General features: G+C 61.4%; 16 protein-coding genes and 1 tRNA gene. 16 read left to right on the top strand and 1 reads right to left on the bottom strand.

From position 1 onward, the window contains the following. The first annotated feature begins 1 nt into the window (after position 1). The 7 genes from ribD to ACI2KA_RS10110 all read left to right on the top strand — a co-directional run bounded on the left by ribD (position 2) and on the right by ACI2KA_RS10110 (position 7,511). Positions 2-1,246, top strand: a complete 1,245-nt coding sequence (gene ribD / locus ACI2KA_RS10140; protein WP_404501607.1) for a bifunctional diaminohydroxyphosphoribosylaminopyrimidine deaminase/5-amino-6-(5-phosphoribosylamino)uracil reductase RibD — start codon at positions 2-4, stop codon at positions 1,244-1,246. Then, entirely contained in the window at positions 1,246-1,857 is a 612-nt protein-coding gene (locus ACI2KA_RS10135; RefSeq protein WP_404501605.1) for a riboflavin synthase, read from the top strand. The genes ribD and ACI2KA_RS10135 overlap by 1 nt, the downstream gene beginning before the upstream one ends. A 295-nt stretch (positions 1,858-2,152) precedes the next feature. Then, entirely contained in the window at positions 2,153-2,785 is a 633-nt protein-coding gene (locus ACI2KA_RS10130; RefSeq protein WP_404501603.1) for a LysE family translocator, read from the top strand. A 175-nt stretch (positions 2,786-2,960) separates the two neighbouring features. Continuing rightward, positions 2,961-3,407 carry a 6,7-dimethyl-8-ribityllumazine synthase gene (ribH, locus tag ACI2KA_RS10125; RefSeq protein ID WP_404501601.1) on the top strand — a complete coding sequence of 149 codons (447 nt, stop codon included), beginning with the start codon at positions 2,961-2,963 and terminating at the stop codon, positions 3,405-3,407. A 4-nt stretch (positions 3,408-3,411) separates the two neighbouring features. Continuing rightward, positions 3,412-3,909: a transcription antitermination factor NusB gene (gene nusB / locus ACI2KA_RS10120; protein ID WP_404501599.1), complete on the top strand. Its 498-nt coding sequence runs from the start codon at positions 3,412-3,414 to the stop codon at positions 3,907-3,909. A 21-nt stretch (positions 3,910-3,930) separates the two neighbouring features. Next, a complete protein-coding gene (locus ACI2KA_RS10115) occupies positions 3,931-5,154 on the top strand; it encodes an MFS transporter (protein ID WP_404501597.1) in 1,224 nt (407 codons plus the stop codon). Positions 5,155-5,372: 218 nt separating this feature from the next. Further along, on the top strand, positions 5,373-7,511 hold the full coding sequence (locus ACI2KA_RS10110) for a sodium-translocating pyrophosphatase (RefSeq protein WP_404501595.1): 2,139 nt from the start codon (positions 5,373-5,375) through the stop codon (positions 7,509-7,511). Between the two features lie 75 nt (positions 7,512-7,586). On the opposite strand, the gene ACI2KA_RS10105 is transcribed toward ACI2KA_RS10110, so the two are convergent. Next, entirely contained in the window at positions 7,587-8,117 is a 531-nt protein-coding gene (locus ACI2KA_RS10105) for an outer membrane protein assembly factor BamE (RefSeq protein ID WP_404501593.1), read from the bottom strand. Between the two features lie 270 nt (positions 8,118-8,387). Here ACI2KA_RS10105 and ACI2KA_RS10100 point away from each other — a divergent pair, with 270 nt between their 5' ends. From ACI2KA_RS10100 to ACI2KA_RS10060, 9 genes are all read left to right on the top strand, one after another. Further along, complete coding sequence (locus ACI2KA_RS10100) at positions 8,388-8,927, top strand: ubiquinol-cytochrome C chaperone family protein (RefSeq protein WP_404501591.1); 540 nt, start codon at positions 8,388-8,390, stop codon at positions 8,925-8,927. Positions 8,928-8,935: 8 nt separating this feature from the next. Continuing rightward, the gene (locus ACI2KA_RS10095; RefSeq protein ID WP_404501589.1) at positions 8,936-9,499 is read left to right on the top strand and encodes a YceD family protein; all 564 of its coding nucleotides are present in this window, start codon (positions 8,936-8,938) and stop codon (positions 9,497-9,499) included. Between the two features lie 100 nt (positions 9,500-9,599). Beyond that, the gene (gene plsX, locus ACI2KA_RS10090) at positions 9,600-10,661 is read left to right on the top strand and encodes a phosphate acyltransferase PlsX (protein ID WP_003496661.1); all 1,062 of its coding nucleotides are present in this window, start codon (positions 9,600-9,602) and stop codon (positions 10,659-10,661) included. 4 nt (positions 10,662-10,665) lie between these two features. Next, positions 10,666-11,637 (top strand): beta-ketoacyl-ACP synthase III, encoded by a 972-nt coding sequence (locus tag ACI2KA_RS10085; RefSeq protein WP_404501587.1) that lies wholly within the window; start codon positions 10,666-10,668, stop codon positions 11,635-11,637. Positions 11,638-11,880: 243 nt separating this feature from the next. Further along, a complete protein-coding gene (locus tag ACI2KA_RS10080; protein ID WP_003502236.1) occupies positions 11,881-12,219 on the top strand; it encodes an integration host factor subunit alpha in 339 nt (112 codons plus the stop codon). Positions 12,220-12,499: 280 nt separating this feature from the next. Then, on the top strand, positions 12,500-13,033 hold the full coding sequence (locus ACI2KA_RS10075) for a MerR family transcriptional regulator (RefSeq protein WP_046798879.1): 534 nt from the start codon (positions 12,500-12,502) through the stop codon (positions 13,031-13,033). Positions 13,034-13,118: 85 nt separating this feature from the next. Further along, positions 13,119-13,847 (top strand): nuclease, encoded by a 729-nt coding sequence (locus ACI2KA_RS10070; RefSeq protein ID WP_404501584.1) that lies wholly within the window; start codon positions 13,119-13,121, stop codon positions 13,845-13,847. Positions 13,848-13,985: 138 nt separating this feature from the next. Continuing rightward, positions 13,986-14,071 (top strand) — tRNA-Leu (locus ACI2KA_RS10065). A gap of 161 nt (positions 14,072-14,232) precedes the next feature. Further along, the gene (locus ACI2KA_RS10060; RefSeq protein WP_404501582.1) at positions 14,233-16,737 is read left to right on the top strand and encodes a heavy metal translocating P-type ATPase; all 2,505 of its coding nucleotides are present in this window, start codon (positions 14,233-14,235) and stop codon (positions 16,735-16,737) included. The last annotated feature ends 11 nt before the right edge of the window (positions 16,738-16,748 follow it).

The raw sequence follows: 16,748 nt of genomic DNA, 5'->3' as shown, positions 1-16,748 counted from the left end.
CGTGACCAGCCGCGCCGATGACGAAAGATTCATGGCCCGCGCCATCGAGGTTTCGCTTCGCCATCAGGGCCAGACGCTCACCAACCCATCGGTCGGCTGCGTGCTCGTCAAGGACGGCAAAATCATTGCCGAAGCCGTGACCGCCATCGGTGGCCGGCCGCATGCCGAACGGCAGGCGCTGGAAATCGCCGGCGATGCGGCGCGCGGTGCTACCGCTTATGTGACACTTGAACCCTGTTCCCACTGGGGCAAGACCCCGCCCTGCGCCAATGCATTGGTGGAATACGGCGTCGCCCGTGTCGTGGTGGCGGTGGACGATCCGGATGAGCGCGTTTCGGGCCGCGGTTATTCGATTTTACGCGATGCAGGCATCGTCGTGGAAACCGCTCTGCTGCGCGATGAGGGCAAGAGGGCGCTTGCCGGCTACCTCACACGCCAGATGAAAAAACGGCCACATGTGATTCTGAAGCTTGCTGTTTCCGCTGATGGCATGATCGGCAGATCGGGTGCGGGGCAGGTGGCGATTACCGGTGCCGAGGCTCGCCATGCCGTGCATGACCTGCGGGCGCGCTGCGATTGTATTCTTGTCGGTATTCGCACTGCGATCGCGGATGATCCGGAATTGACGGTGCGCATTGCCGGCATGGAGAGCCGCTCGCCGGTGCGGATCGTGCTGGATCGGCAGTTTGAGTTGCCGCTGACGTCGAAGCTTGTGAAGACGGCGCGGCAGGTTCCGGTGGTTATTGCGGTTTTACCCCCCTCTGCCCTGCCGGGCATCTCCCCCTCAAGGGGGGAGATCGATGGAGCGTCGGTCCTTCCGGCATCGACCGTCAGAGAGGGTGAACCGGGGTCGCCATTTGAACGAGGGGATAGCCCCTCGCCGATCTCTTCCCTTGAGGGGGAGATGCCCGGCAGGGCAGAGGGGGGTAACCTCGAGTCAAAACGCCAGCTCCTCACCGACGCCGGTGTCCAGATCCTCGAAGCCACGACCCTCGAAAACCTCCTGCACATCCTCGCCGAAAGCGGCATGTCGGAACTTCTGGTCGAAGGCGGCGCCTTTGCCGCAAAATCATTCCTTGAAGCCGGGCTGGTGGACCGTATCATGCTGTTCGAAAGCCCGGTCGTGATCGGCGAAGGCGGCATTGAAACGCCGCTTCGCCGCACCGATATTGCGGGCGATTACGTTCTGGTCAGCGAAACCGCCTATGGGCCGGACCGCTGCTTCGATTATGAAAGGCCGATTTGATGTTTACCGGAATTGTCACCGACGTCGGAACCGTATCCGAGCTGGAAGCGCTGCCGGAGGGCGTGCGCCTGCGTGTGGCGACCAATTACGATCCCAAGACCATCGACATGGGCGCATCCATCTCCCATGGCGGCATTTGCCTGACGGTGACGAGGCTGCCGGAAGACGGCAGCAACGAGCGCTGGTACGAGGTCGAGGCCTGGGAAGAGGCGCTGCGCCTGACGACGATCGCAGGCTGGAAACAAGGCACGCATGTCAATCTGGAGCGGGCGCTCAAGATCGGCGACGAGCTTGGCGGCCACATCGTCTCCGGCCATGTCGACGGCAAGGCGGAAATCCTCTCGGTCGAGCCGGAAGGTGAGGCGGTGCGCATCCGCTTGCGCGCACCGGAGCACCTGGCGAAATTCGTGGCTCCCAAGGGTTCCGTGGCGCTCGATGGCACGTCGCTGACCGTCAACGCCGTCGAGGGTACGGATTTCGATGTCCTTTTGATCCGCCACACGCTTGCCGTCACCACCTGGGGTGAGCGCCAGCCGGGCGACTTCGTCAATTTCGAAGTCGACACCATGGCGCGTTATGCCGCAAGGCTTGCGGAGTTTCCGGCGGCGTAAGCTGAGGAGGCTCGGCGCTTTATTGTGTTCGCGGACTCTTCCTTCTCCCGTCATTCCGGCCTTGAGCCGGAATCCAGCCAGCCCAAGTCATTGGGATGAAAGGACTTTTCTCGCCGCGCAGACGCGCGTCGGCTGGATGCCGGATCAAGTCCGGCATGACGGAGAAGGAGCAGCAAGTTTGATCCTCTTCGGTGTCGATCGCCGCCACACTTCCGGTCGAACGTGGAAAGTTATACAGACGTCGCTCGGTCGCCTGAAATCGAGCGCTGGCCAAACGGGGTAGGGGAAATACATCATGCCATCTTTCGAACTGCTGACAGCCTTTTTCATCACAACGGCCCTGTTTGCCTATATCCCCGGTCCGGCCATGCTTTATGCGGCCGCGCAAACCATGGCGCGCGGCCGGTTTGCCGGGCTGATGGCCGTGCTCGGCATCCATGTCGGCTGCTATTTCCATATCTTCGCGGCGGCCGCCGGTCTTTCGGTGCTGTTTCAGGCGGTGCCGTGGCTTTACCTCGCGGTGAAGCTGTGTGGCGCGCTTTATCTCGTCTGGCTCGGTTTTTCGATGCTGCGCAGCAAGCTGGAGGGGGAGGCGGTCAATCTGACCATCGAGCCGAAATCGGCCCGCCGCGCCTTTGTCGACAGCATCATCGTCGACGTGCTCAACCCGAAGACCGCGCTGTTCTTTCTTGCTTTCCTGCCGCAATTTGTCGATCCGGCGGCCACTTTTCCCGTCTGGCTGCAGTTCCTGATCCTCGGCATTGCCGTCAATTTCATCTTCTCGTCCGCCGATCTCGTCGGCGTGCTTTTGGCGGGCGCCATGGTGGGGCGTCTGAAGCGCTCGAGCGCCGTGCAGGCTCTGGCCCGCCGCGCCGCAGGAACGGTGCTGATGGGCCTTGGCGTTCATCTGGCTTTCCAGAAAAGCTGATTTTTCAGCTGCGCCGCCAGAACATCAAGGCTTGCGGAATGCCCTGCAAACGGGCCATGCTGCGCGGCCAATGCATGAAAATACTTGCCAAGAACGGCCAGCCGTGGTTTGACCGCCGCAAAAGCCGGTATGATCCGGCATCAAGCTTTTCGGGAAAATCCCCAGGAACCCTCACATGTCCAAACCCCATCTTCTTATCGTGGAAGCACGTTTTTACGACGATATGGCGGATGCCCTTCTCGAAGGTGCGAAATTCGCGCTCGATGAGGCCGGCGCCACCTATGACGTCATCACCGTTCTCGGCGCGCTGGAAATCCCCGCCGCCATCGCCATGGCGCTCGATGGCGCCGACAATGACGGCACGGAATATGACGGCTTCGTAGCACTCGGCATGGTCATTCGCGGCGAGACCTATCACTTCGATATCGTCGCCAACGAATCCTCCCGCGCCCTGATGGATCTCGCCGTCAGCGAATCGCTGCCGATCGGCAACGGCATCCTCACCGTCGAAAATGACGAGCAGGCCTGGGCGCGCGTGCGCCGCACCGACAAGGACAAGGGCGGTTTTGCCGCCCGCGCGGCGCTGACCATGATCGAACTGAAGAAGAAACTGGGTGGCTGAGCGCATGTCGAATGTTGAAAATGGCGGCGAACCGCGCCAGCCTTCGGTAAAGCCCGCCAACCAGCGCGGCGCAGCCCGGCTTGCGGCCGTGCAGGCGCTTTACCAGATGGATGTCGGCGGAACCGGCGTGATGGAAGTCGTGGCCGAATATGAGGCGCATCGTCTTGGCCAGGAAGTCGACGGCGATACCTATCTGAAGGCCGATCCGTCGTGGTTCCGTTCCATCGTCTCCGGCGTCGTCCGTGACCAGACCAGGATCGACCCGCTGGTGCGTTCCGCCCTTCTGGAAGACTGGCCGCTCTCGCGCCTCGATGCCACCGTCCGCGCCATTCTTCGCGCCGGCACCTTCGAGATCCTTGAGCGCAATGACGTACCGGTCGCCGTCATCGTCACGGAATATGTCGAAATCGCCCGTGCCTTCTTCGAACACGACGAGCCGAAGCTGGTGAACGCGGTGCTTGACCGCATTGCCAAGCAGGTACGCGGCGAGGCAAAACGCTAAAATACATTAGATGAGGAAGACATGAGCGCCGTTTCCGTCCCCGGACTTGAAGTTCAACTGGGCGAGGCCCAGCGCAACGTCTTTCTCCTCACCATGGCGCAGGCGATCATGGGATCGGCCGCGCCCATGAGCTTTGCGGTCGGCGCGCTTGCCGGCTATCAGCTGCTCGGCGCGGACAAGTCGCTGGCGACGGCGCCGCTCACCGGCTTCAACATTGGCGTTGCGCTCGGGGCCGTCTGCGTGGCGGCTGCATCCCGCTTCCTCGGCCGCAAGGCCGGTTTCATGGTCGGCGCGCTGATGTGCTCGATTGGCGGCGGCATCGCTGCGGTCGCGCTCTTCCGCTCCGATTTCTGGCTGTTTGCCGTCGGCCTGCTGCTGATCGGCATTTCCGGCGGCTTCACGCAGAAAATCCGCTTCGCCGCAGCCGATGCGTCGCCATCCTTTTATAAGCCGAAGGCGATTTCCTGGATTCTCGCGGGCGGCATCATTTCCGCCATCGTCGGGCCGCAACTGGCTATCCTCGGCAAGGATCTTCTCGCACCGGTCACTTTTGCCGGCGCGTTCATCGCGCTGGTGCCGCTCGGCCTTGCGTCGATTGCCATTCTGGCATTTCTGAAATTGCCCGATCCGAAAGCCGCATCCGCCCATACGGAGGCTGTGCGTCCGCTGTCGGAAATCGTCCGCACGCAGCGTTTCGTCACCGGCATGATCTGTGGCATCGGCTCTTACGCCTTGATGACCTTCATGATGACCGGCGCGCCGCTCGCCATGGTGGTCGGTTGCGGCTTCCCTACCGAACTCGCCACGCTCGGCATCCAGTGGCATGTGCTTGCCATGTTCGGCCCGAGCTTCTTCACCGGCATGTTGATTTTGCGATTCGGCGCTGAAAAAATCGTCGCCGTCGGCCTTGTCCTGCTGATGGCCTGCGCCATCGTCGCGCATATGGGCATCGCGCTGTGGAATTTCTGGGCGGCGCTCGTCCTTCTCGGTCTCGGCTGGAATTTCGGCTTCATCGGCGCAACCGCCATCGTCACCTCCAGCTATCGTCCGCATGAGGCGGACAAGGTGCAGGGCTTCCACGATATCGTGCTGTTCGGCACGGTGGCGCTCTCCTCCTTCTCCTCCGGCAAGGTGTTCACCGCCTGGGGCTGGTCGGTGATGAACCTCGTCATCTGGCCGGTTGCGGGGCTTTGCCTGCTGCTTGTGCTGTCGCTTATCTTCACAAAGCACAAGAAAGCCGCCTGAGTCGCAGGCCGCACTCTACCCCTTTCAAGTTTCAGGCAAATTTGTGGGCTTGACGCGAGACCTCGCGCCAACGCAATCTCCCGTACGAGGACATTTTTCCTTGGGAGGGGAACAAATGCCCAAGACGGGATAGGGGACAGGCCGTCCGCATCTCGCTGCACAAGGTTTCGCCGCGCCGGGGAGGGAGTGAGACCCGGCCTTTTGGGAGGTAAGTGCGCATGACCGTAATACCCATAGTGATTTTATGCGGTGTCCTGTCCGTGGTTTACGCGGTATGGGCAACCAAGAGCGTTCTCGATGCCGATCAGGGCAACGAGCGCATGCGTGAAATAGCAGGTTTTATCCGTGAAGGTGCGCAGGCTTATCTCACCCGTCAATATCTCACCATCGCCATCGTCGGCCTGATCGTCGCCGTTCTGGCCTGGTATCTTCTGTCCTCCATGGCGGCCATCGGCTTCCTCATCGGCGCGGTGCTGTCGGGCGTCGCCGGCTTCGTCGGCATGCATGTCTCCGTGCGCGCCAATCTGCGCACCGCGCAGGCCGCCTCGCACAGCCTGTCCGCCGGTCTCGACATCGCCTTCAAGTCGGGCGCCATCACCGGCATGCTGGTGGCCGGCCTCGCGCTGCTTGGCGTCTCGATCTATTATTACATCCTCACCGCGGTGATGGGGCATCCGGCCGGCTCGCGTGAGGTGATCGATGCGCTGGTCTCGCTCGGTTTCGGCGCCTCGCTGATTTCCATTTTCGCCCGTCTTGGCGGCGGCATCTTTACGAAGGGCGCCGATGTCGGCGGCGATCTCGTCGGCAAGGTTGAGGCCGGCATCCCCGAGGATGACCCGCGCAACCCGGCAACCATCGCCGACAATGTCGGCGACAATGTCGGCGATTGCGCCGGCATGGCGGCGGACCTGTTCGAGACCTACGCCGTCTCGGTGGTTGCGACCATGGTTCTTGCCGCGATCTTCTTTGCAGGAACGCCGCTGCTGGAAAGCGCCATGGTCTATCCGCTGGCGATCTGCGGCGCCTGCATCCTGACCTCGATTGCCGGCACCTTCTTCGTCAAGCTCGGTACCAACAACTCCATCATGGGTGCGCTCTACAAGGGGCTCATCGCCACGGGCGTCTTTTCGGTCGTCGGTCTTGCTGTCGCCACCCATGCGACGGTGGGCTGGGGAACGGTGGGCACGGTGGCCGGCATGGAAATCACCGGTACCAATCTCTTCTTCTGCGGTCTGGTCGGCCTCGTCGTGACGGCGCTGATCGTCGTCATCACCGAATATTACACCGGCACCAACAAGCGGCCGGTCAATTCCATCGCCCAGGCGTCGGTTACCGGCCACGGCACCAATGTCATCCAGGGCCTTGCCGTCTCGCTGGAATCGACGGCGCTGCCGGCCATCGTCATCGTCGGCGGCATCATCGGCACCTACCAGCTCGGCGGCCTGTTCGGAACCGGCATCGCGGTCACCGCCATGCTCGGTCTTGCCGGCATGATCGTGGCGCTCGACGCCTTCGGCCCGGTCACGGACAATGCCGGCGGCATTGCCGAAATGGCCGGTCTCGATCCCGACGTGCGCAAGGCGACCGACGCGCTGGACGCCGTCGGCAACACCACCAAGGCGGTGACCAAGGGTTACGCCATCGGTTCTGCCGGCCTCGGCGCGCTGGTGCTGTTTGCCGCCTATGCCAACGACCTGTCCTATTTCGCCGCCAATGGCGAGACCTATCCCTACTTCAAGGACATTGGCGAGATTTCCTTCAGCCTCGCCAATCCTTACGTTGTTGCCGGCCTGCTGTTCGGCGGCCTTATCCCCTACCTCTTCGGCGGCATAGCCATGACGGCCGTGGGCAAGGCGGCAGGCGCCATCGTCGAGGAAGTACGCCGCCAGTTCCGCGAAAAACCCGGCATCATGGCGGGCACGGAAAAGCCTGACTACGGAAGGGCGGTCGATCTTCTGACGAAAGCGGCGATCCGGGAAATGATCATCCCGTCGCTTCTGCCGGTTCTCGCCCCCCTCGTGGTGTATTTTGGCGTGCTGCTGATTTCGGGTTCCAAGGCGTCAGCCTTTGCCGCACTTGGAGCGTCGCTGCTCGGCGTCATCATCAACGGCCTGTTCGTGGCGATTTCCATGACCTCCGGCGGCGGCGCATGGGACAATGCCAAGAAGAGCTTCGAGGACGGTTTCATCGACAAGGACGGCGTGCGCCACGTCAAGGGTTCGGATGCCCACAAGGCGTCGGTGACGGGTGACACCGTCGGCGATCCCTACAAGGATACCGCCGGTCCGGCCGTAAACCCGGCCATCAAGATCACCAATATCGTGGCGCTGCTGCTGCTGGCGGTTCTTGCCCATTGAGGGCTTAGGTTCCGACAAATGAAAAAGGCCCGGGGAGCAATTCCCGGGCCTTTGAATTTATTGTCCTTCTTCCGATCAGGGGGTGTTGTCGCCCGATCCGAGAATGCTCTTGGCGATATTGGCGCCCGAGGTGCCGCCGGAAAGCAGCTGCTGCAGGAAGGTGAGATCCTTGCCGCCGGTGGGCGTGGTGCGCGAAATCGTGTCGAACACCTTGCCGTCCTGCAGTGCGTAATTGGCCTTGCGCTCGATGACGCCGTCCTTGTTGAAATAGATGGCGAGGATGTTCTGCTCGACCAGCGTCGGCTTCATGAAGGCGGCGCGGCGCACGCGCTTTTGCGAAATGTAATAGAACACCTCGTTGCCGAAGGTCGCCGTGGTCGATGGCGTGCCCATGGTCAGGAGGACCTGCTCGCGGCTCGAACCTTCCGGGATCAGCTGCAGCGACTGTTCGTCCATGACGTAGCCGTTATGAAAGACATCGGTGGTGCTGGTGCAAGCGGAAAGCAGGCTGGACGCGAGCACGATTGCGATGGCGGTCTTGCTCAGAATTTTGCCGTGACTTGCGGATGTCTGCTTGCTCAACTGCTTTTCCCCGACTGCGATCATGAATGGCACCTTCCGGCATTGCGTGGTGCACAGTGTCTGTGCACATGATTGTGTCAATCCGGGGACGGAAAATCCCGGTCACCCCCCAAATTCAATGCTTTCCCGGTCTTTTGGAACGCCTCCGGTTCTCTTTGACTGTTTCAGCGCAAAGACGAACGTGACCGCGACAGCATTGCAATTCGTGGATGCTTCGGTAAACCAGCTTTGACGATCATGCAACAAGTGCGAGGGGCGGGAAGTGAATTCACCGGCCCGGTTCGGAAAAAAACGATGATATTCGGGCTGTTCAAGAAGAAAAACAACAATCGCGCCATAGTCGACAGGCAATATGAGACCTTGACGGCCGCTGCCCGCACGCCCGCCTTTTATCTCGATCTCGGTGTTCCCGATACCGTGATGGGCCGCTTCGAGATGCTGTCGATCATCATGATTCTCTATTTCCGCCGCACGAAGTCCTCCGGCGTCAGCGGCCAGGAGATCGCGCAGGAGATCGTCGACGCGTTTTTCCAGGATATCGATCATTCCATCCGCGAACTCGGCATCGGCGATCAGGGCGTGCCGAAGCGGATGAAGAAATTTGCCGGCATGTTCTATGGACGGCTCGAATCCTATGCGGCGGCGCTCGATGTATCGGATGCCGTTGCCCTTGCCGCCGCGCTCCGTCGCAATATATATCCGCAATCGGACGAGACGGCGCCGGAACTGGACGGGCTGGCAGGCTGGATGATGGAAGCCTCCCCGGTCCTTGACGCCTGCGCCGAAGACACAATCGCAACCGGAAGCCTGACGCTGCCCTTGCCTGGACGATGAGGTTCACGATGAACACGCGACACGCCGCAAATGACGACCTGCCTTTTTCCTATCCCGTAAAGGTAGGCCATATTTCCGCCAATCCCGTCAGGATTGGTCTTGAGGCCGACGCCGAGGAACTCAAGGCGCTGGCGAAATTCTGGGACGTGCTTTCCGTCGACTATCTGAAGGCGGAGCTGCAGGTGTCCCGCTGGAAGAAGGATGGCGTGAAGATCAAGGGCGAGGTGCATGCGGCCGTGACCCAGTCCTGCGTCGTGACGCTGGAGCCGGTCTCGAGCAGGATCGAGGAGACGCTTGAACAGATTTTCGTTCCGGAAGGTTCGAAGCTGGCGCGGATGACCACCAATGAGGAGGGCGAGATCGTGCTCGACCCCGATGGTCCGGATATTCCCGATCAGTTCACCGGCGACAGCATCGATGCCGGCGCCGTCGTCGCGGAATTTGCCGCTCTCGCGATCGATCCCTATCCGCGCAAATCGGATGTCGAATTTGTCGATACGGGCGACAAGGAGCCCGAGGAGGAAAAGCGTCCGTCACCTTTCGCCGCGTTGAAAGATTGGAAAAAAGACTGAATGGCCCTGCCGGGCTGAAATAATTTTATTGTAACGAGAGCCGGAAAAGGTATTTTCGCGCAAAATCCGCTGGAGCGGCGGCAAAAAGGATAAGGGACGAGTGATCAGAATTGCAATTGACGTCATGGGTGGCGATTTCGGCCCAGATGTTGCCATACCCGGTGCCGCCAAGGCGCTTGAACGGCACAACGATGTAACTTTTCTGCTCTATGGGCAGAAGAGCAAATGCGACCCCATTCTGGCACAATATCCGGCCCTTCGGGAAAAGTCGGTCTTTCACGATTGTGAAGTCTCGGTCAGCATGGACGAGAAGCCGAGCCAGGCGCTGCGCCGCGGCCGCTACGTCTCCAGCATGTGGCGCGCCATCGAAGCCGTGAAGCTTGGCGAGGCGGATGTCGTCGTTTCCGCCGGCAATACCGGTGCGCTGATGGCCATGGCCAAATTCTGTTTGCGCACCATGGCGCGGGTGGAGCGTCCGGCGATCGCCGGCATCTGGCCGACGCTGAAAGGCGAGAGCATCGTCCTTGATGTCGGCGCAACGATCGGCGCCGATTCCCAGCAGCTTCTGGATTTCGCCCTGATGGGCGGGGCCATGGCACGGGCGCTTTTCGATATCGACCGCCCCACCGTCGGCCTGCTCAATGTTGGCGTCGAGGAGGTGAAGGGCCAGGAAGAGGTGCGTGAGGCCGGACGGCTGATCCGTGAGGCGGACCTCGGCACCATTGATTATCGCGGTTTCGTCGAAGGCGACGATATCGGCAAGGGCACTGTGGACGTGGTGGTGACCGAGGGTTTCACCGGCAACATCGCGCTGAAAGCCGCCGAAGGCACGGCGCGCCAGATCACCACGCTGCTGCGCGAGGCGATTTCCCGCAGCTTCTTCGCCAAGATCGGTTATGTTCTGGCGAAAAGCGCCTTTGATGTGCTCAGGGAAAAAATGGATCCGCGCAAGGTCAATGGCGGCGTGTTTCTTGGCCTGAACGGCATTGTCATCAAAAGCCATGGCGGCACGGACGCCATCGGTTTCGCCTCCGCCGTCGATGTCGGCTACGACATGGTTCACAACGGCCTGACCGCCAAGATTGAAAATGATCTGAAGATTTACCACGCAAGACGGCTTCCGCCCCCGGCGCCCGAAGCTCTCGTGGCTGACGAGGAATAAGGGAATGATCCGCTCTATAGTCCGTGGTTTCGGGGCAGCGCTTCCGAAGCGTGTCATGACCAACAGCGAAATCGAAGGTGTCGTCGAGACATCAGACGAATGGATCGTGCAGCGCACGGGCATCCGGCAGCGCTACATTGCCGGTGAGGGTGAAACCACCGCTTCGCTTGGCGAGGCGGCGGCCCGCGCCGCTCTCGACAATGCCGGCCTGACGCCCGACGATATCGACCTCATCATTCTGGCCACCTCGACCCCGGACAACACCTTCCCGGCGACGGCGGTGAATATCCAGAACCGGCTGGGCATGACCCACGGTTTCGCTTTCGACATGCAGGCCGTCTGCTCCGGTTTTGTCTATGCCGTTTCGACTGCCGATCTCTATATTCGCGGCGGCATGGCCAAGCGCGTCCTGGTGATCGGCTCCGAGACCTTCTCGCGCATTCTCGACTGGAAGGACCGCACCACCTGCGTGCTCTTCGGCGACGGTGCCGGCGCTCTCGTTCTCGAAGCGGGCGAAGGCGAGGGCACGTCGCAAGATCGCGGCATCCTGACCGCGCAGCTGCGTTCCGACGGTTCGCACAAGGAAAAGCTCTATGTCGACGGCGGTCCTTCGACGACGGGCACGGTCGGCCATCTGCGCATGGAGGGCCGGGAAGTCTTCAAACATGCCGTCGGCATGATTACCGACGTCATCGAACAGGCTTTCGAAGCGACCGGCACGACGGCGGACGATCTCGACTGGCTCGTTCCGCACCAGGCCAACAAGCGCATCATCGACGGCTCGGCGAAGAAGCTCAACATCGACCCGCAAAAGGTCGTGATCACCGTCGATCAGCACGGCAATACTTCGGCCGCGTCCATTCCGCTGGCGCTCGCCGTCGCGGCCGGTGACGGACGCATCAAGAAGGGCGATCTGGTGATGCTGGAGGCCATGGGCGGCGGTTTCACCTGGGGTGCGGTGCTGCTGCGCTGGTAACGGCGAATTCGTTCCACGGTAAGCTGCCGGGGTGAAATCGGTTGTATTTTTCGCAACCAGGCCCCGGTCCGTCGCGCCTGGGCAGCCCCGTTACCGCGGCAAAACCGTGCCGCGCGCTCTAAGCCCTTGCAGGTATTGCCGAAAGCCTCAAATGAATCTGGAACAATCCCTTGACCGGTCGCCACAAGGGAAATAATCTCGGCGGCTCTAAGAGAAGAGTTCAGACACGGTTTGTGGGGAAAAATGGCCGGGAAGACAGTGACACGCGCAGATCTTGCAGAATCTGTGTTTCGTAAAGTCGGGCTGTCCCGCACTGAATCCGCCGAACTGGTCGAGACGATCATCGACGAAATATGCAACGCGATCACCCGCGGCGAGGTCGTGAAGCTTTCGTCCTTCGCGACGTTTCAGATCAGGGAAAAGAACGAGCGCATCGGTCGCAACCCGAAAACGGGTGAGGAAGTCCCGATTTCTCCGCGCCGTGTCATGACCTTCAAGGCGTCGAACGTGCTGAAGCAGCGCATCCTGAAAGCCCACACGGCCCGCAAGGCCAAGCAGAAGGGCCAGAAGGCCGGCGCGTAAGTCTGGACTTTTACGCCGCCGCCGCGTGGCTTTTTGGCCTTATAACAAGTCGTTTTTCCCATTCTTCCTGTGAACATACTTGAATTTCAACGTGCAAGCCGTTGAAATCCGGTCGACTCACATCATAATCAATTTTAGTGATTTGTATCTTGCCGCAACGGGCATCGGCGCAGACGTCGGAAGGCGGCTTTTGCGGGATGGCTGGACCGGCGGGTGAAAAGCGTTCTCGTTCAGTGTCCGGCCGGATGCATGGCGCTCCGGTTCGGATGGGAGTGGAAATTTGGACAAAAGCCCCGACGCGTTTCGGACGATCAGTGAAGTGGCGGATGAGCTGAACCTGCCGCAGCATGTGCTGCGGTTCTGGGAAACGCGCTTTCCGCAGATCAAGCCGATGAAACGGGGTGGGGGCCGCCGTTATTACCGCCCGGACGATATCGATCTCCTGAAGGGCATTCGCCATCTTCTTTATGACCATGGCTATACCATCAAGGGCGTGCAGAAGCTTTTGAAAGCCAATGGCAACCGCTTCGTCGCCGCGATCGCCTCGGGTGATCTCGCGACGATGGAAGCCATCATGGCGGCGAGCGGTGAAAAGGAAGTCGCCGAACCGCGCGTCATCGATACCGATGGGGACGAGGTCGTCGGCCGTCCGAAGGCCAAGCCGAGCGGTCGTTTCTTTGGCTTTGGCGGCGGCAACAGCGATGCGGAAATATCCGTCGGCAAGTCGGGCATCGGCAAGGATGATCAGGCGCTGCTTCAGGAAGCCCTGTTCGATCTGCTCGAATGCAAGCGGCTGCTCGATCAGGTCCGCTGACGGTTTATCCACAGCTCTTTCGTCACGCCAACCTTTCGGAAACTCCTTTGGCCGATAATGCGGCTCCGTAAAAAGGAGTCCAATCGTGAGCAACCGAAAATCGACAGCACGACGCCGCACGGCGAAGAAATCGAGTGGCGGAAGCGTTTGGCCCTGGGTGCTGATGCTGGGCGTCGTCGCCGGCGGCATTCAGGCTTACGAGCACCGTGACAGTCTTCTGCCGCAGCGGCATGTTGCCAGGGCGACATCATCGGCAACGAATGCTCCGAAAGTGGCAATGGCGGCCAAGCGCGATTCCGTCACGCAGGAAAAAGTCGCATCCATTCGCCCCACATCACCCGTTCTGCCCGGCAATGCTCCGGTGCCGCCGCGTCCGATCGCCATGCCATCCTCCGCACAGCCGAGCCAGGTTGCCGCTATCCTGCCAGAAACGCGCCCTTCGGTCGAAAAAATCGCCCTCGGAGAAAAAAGCGGCACCTTTGCCTTCTGCGGCCGTTCCGGCCTCAACAATTGTGTGGCCGACGGCAACACCTTCTGGATGAAGGGCGTCAAGATGCAGCTTGCCGGCATCGAGGTTCCACAGATCGACCGGGCGCGCTGCATGGAAGAGCGCCAGCGCGGTTTCGTTGCCAAGGTCAGGCTTCGCGACATGCTGAATGCAGGTGCCTTCGACGTTGCTTCCTCCGGCGCTGCGGGTGGGCAAGCCTCGGAACGCAAACGGCTTTCACGGTCGGGCGTATCCTTTGCCGATCAACTCGTGCGGGAAGGGCTCGCGCATCCGGCAGCGGCAAAAAATCAGTCCTGGTGTGGCTGAGGCCCCGTTGACCGAAACGGTCCGGCCTGTGTAGATGAGGCACTGTCGGCACTCGGGACCGGATTTGCGTGATCCTCCACCGGGTAATGACCAGGCAATGAGCAGCGCCGGGGCCGGTTCGGCAGGCGGCGCGGCAATGCGGACGTGGCGAAATCGGTAGACGCAGCAGACTTAAAATCTGCCGACCATTGGTCTTGCGGGTTCAAGTCCCGCCGTCCGCACCACCTTTCCTTGGATCGATGCGATGCCCCAAGCTGCGAGCCGGCGCAAAACGCCTGTTCACGGACGCGTCATCCCTTCTTGAAAATCATCAAAAAGACCCTATTGACCTTGCCACGATGGGAAGCCCTATCTTTTTCGATATAAGAAAAGAGGGGTCATACGCATGTCGCAAATCGAGATCCGGGCGAGTCATCAAATTGCCATCGATGGCATGACATGCGCCTCCTGCGTTGGCCGGGTGGAGAAGGCCATTGCCAAGGTGCCGGGGGTTCTGAAAGCCTCGGTCAATCTTGCCACCGAGCGCGCCGATATCGCCTTTTCCGGACCGCCCGACGTCATGGCGGTCATCGCAGCCGTGCGGAACGCCGGTTATGGCGTCGATGAGAAAACCATCGAACTCGATATTGAGGGTATGACCTGCGCCTCCTGCGTCGGGCGCGTCGAAAAGGCGCTGAACGCCGTCGCCGGCGTTTCCGGGGCAAGCGTCAATCTGGCGACGGAACGCGCCACTGTCCGCGTCGCCGGCAATGCCGTCTCGGCCGCCGGGCTGGCTGCGGCAATCCGGCAGGCAGGTTATAAAGCAAGCGAGATCGCCACGGATAAGGCCAAGGGCGAAGAGCCGGACCGGCGCGAGGCCGAGTTGCGTGGCCTGAAGATCAGTCTTGCCGTCGCCGTTGTTCTGACCCTGCCGGTCTTCGTTCTGGAGATGGGTTCGCATCTGGTGCCCGCCATCCATGATTTCGTGATGGAAACGGTCGGCATGCAGGAAAGCTGGTATCTGCAATTTGCGCTGACCACGCTTGTTCTTTTCGGACCCGGCCTGCGCTTCTTCAAAAAGGGCATACCCGCACTTCTGCGGCTGGCGCCGGACATGAATTCGCTGGTGGTGCTCGGCACTTCCGCCGCCTGGGGATTTTCGGTGGTGGCGACCTTCCTGCCCGACATCCTGCCGCGTGGCACGGCCAATGTCTATTACGAGGCCGCGGCCGTCATCGTCACGCTCATCCTGCTTGGCCGTTTTCTCGAGGCGCGCGCCAAGGGCCGCACCAGCGAGGCGATCAAGCGGCTGATCGGCCTGCAGGCCAAATCGGCCCGCGTGCTGCGCAATGGCGAAACCGTCGATGTGCCGTTGCAGGACGTGCAGACGGGCGACGTGATCGTCGTTCGTCCCGGTGAGAAAGTGCCTGTCGACGGGCTGGTGCTCGATGGTTCCTCTTATGTCGATGAATCGATGATCACGGGTGAACCGATCCCGGTGACGAAAACGGCGGGGTCCGAGGTCGTCGGCGGCACGGTCAACCGCAACGGCTCCTTCACCTTCCGCGCCACCAAGGTGGGCGCAGATACGCTGATCGCGCAGATCATCCGCATGGTCGAGGAAGCCCAGGCCGACAAGCTGCCGATACAGGCGCTGGTGGACAAGGTGACCAACTGGTTCGTGCCGGCGGTGATGCTGGCGGCGCTCGCCACCTTCATCGTCTGGTTCGTGTTCGGGCCGGACCCGGCCTTGACCTTCGCACTCGTTAATGCGGTCGCGGTGCTCATCATCGCCTGTCCCTGCGCCATGGGTCTCGCCACGCCCACTTCTATCATGGTCGGCACCGGCCGCGCCGCCGAAATGGGCGTGCTGTTCCGGCGCGGCGATGCGCTCCAGACCCTGCGCGACGCCGATGTCATCGCCGTCGACAAGACCGGCACGCTGACGCTCGGCAAGCCGAAACTGGTGCATTTCACCACGACTGAAGGTTTTGACCCGGATACGGTGCTGCGCCTCATCGCCTCGCTGGAGAACCGATCCGAACATCCGATCGCCGAGGCAATCGTCGAGGCTGCGAAACATGGCGGCCTGACGCTTGCCGATGCGGAGGGTTTCGAGGCCACCCCCGGTTTCGGCGTGGCGGCATTGGTCGACGGCCGCAAGGTGGAGGCGGGCGCCGACCGGTTCATGACGAAACTCGGTTACGATGTCGCCATCTTCGCCGGTGATGCCGAGCGGCTGGGCAGGGAAGGGCAGTCGCCGCTTTATGCCGCTGTCGATGGCAGGCTGGCCGCCATCATTGCGGTCGCCGATCCGGTGAAGCCGACGACGCCGGAGGCGATTGCGGCGCTGCATGCGCTGGGCCTCAAGGTCACGATGATCACCGGCGACAATCGCCGCACCGCCGAAGCCATCGCCCGCCGCCTCGGTATCGATCAAGTGGTGGCGGAAGTGCTGCCCGACGGCAAGGTCGAGGCCGTGAAGAAACTGGCCGCCGGCGGCCGGCGCGTCGCCTTTGTCGGCGATGGCATCAACGATGCGCCGGCGCTCGCGGCAGCCGATGTCGGTCTTGCCATCGGCACGGGCACGGATGTCGCCATTGAAAGCGCCGATGTGGTGTTGATGTCCGGTGATCTGCGCGGTGTTGCCAATGCTATCGCGCTCTCCAAGGCGACGATCCGCAATATCGGCCAGAATCTGTTCTGGGCCTTTGCTTACAACGCCGCGCTCGTTCCCGTCGCTGCCGGAATATTGTATCCTGTCAATGGCGTTTTGCTGTCGCCTGTCCTTGCCGCCGGAGCCATGGCGCTCTCCAGCGTCTTCGTCCTCACGAACGCACTGCGCCTGAAAAGCTTCCGTGCGCCGCTGGTGGACAGGCCGTCCGGCATGCAGCTCGCAGCGGCCGAATAGGAGGCGGACAT

The organism is Agrobacterium sp. NPDC089420 (assembly GCF_044900305.1).
In the GTDB taxonomy this organism is placed as follows: domain Bacteria; phylum Pseudomonadota; class Alphaproteobacteria; order Rhizobiales; family Rhizobiaceae; genus Agrobacterium.
This window is presented reverse-complemented; position numbering and strand designations above follow the sequence as displayed.